Annotated in this window: 1 protein-coding gene; it reads right to left on the bottom strand. The window is 63.9% G+C overall.

Annotated features, from left to right (window positions below; genetic code table 11):
• Positions 1 to 735 (bottom strand): ABC transporter permease (locus EOC06_RS38155; RefSeq protein WP_164899042.1); only part of this gene is annotated, 735 nt, incomplete at both ends.

Genomic DNA, 735 nt, shown 5'->3' with positions numbered 1-735 from the left:
GCCGATGCCGCCGATCACCGCCACCAGCACGATGTCGTAGAGCAGCGTCGAATTGACGACGCGGGTGTTGATCGAATGCAGGCTCGCCGCCGTCAGCAGGCCGGCGACCAGTGCGACGAAAGCGGAAAGCACATAGCGCAGCACCAGCATCGGCCGCACCGGAATGCCGATGTTGCGGGCTGCAACCGGATTGTCGCCGGCGAAGTAGATGTAGCGGCCCCATTTGGTGTAGCGCAGGAACAGGAAGAAGAGGAAGGCGAGGCCGGCAAAGACGAACACCTCGACCGGAATATCGAGGAAGCGCAGGCCGCCGAGCAGCTCGACCCAGTGGCCCTGCGGCACCGGCACCGCATCCTGCGTGATCAGCTGCGAGCGCACATAGCCGAAGACGAAGGAGCCTGTCGCCAGCGTCACGAAGATCGCGGGCACATCGGCATAGGCGACGAGAAACCCGTTGAGCAGGCCGATGGCCAGCACACCGGCCAGCACATAGGCGAAGGCCAGCCCGTCCGGCGTTCCCGAATTCAGAAGTTGCAGATACCAGGCGACAGACATCGCCATGATCGCCACGGCGGAGAGGTCGATGCCGCGTCCGATGATGACGACGGCCATGCCGAGCGCAAGGATGCCCAGCACCGACACCGAGCGGACGATGGCGACGAGATTGTTGGGATCGATGAAACCCGGCAGGCCTATGGCCGCTGCAACGAACAGCACCGCCGCTATGGCAAAGAC

It is taken from the genome of Mesorhizobium sp. M7A.F.Ca.MR.362.00.0.0, assembly GCF_004023175.1.
GTDB lineage: Bacteria > Pseudomonadota > Alphaproteobacteria > Rhizobiales > Rhizobiaceae > Mesorhizobium.
The sequence above is the reverse complement of the archived record's forward strand: the minus strand, read 5'-3'. Positions and strand labels throughout refer to the sequence as shown.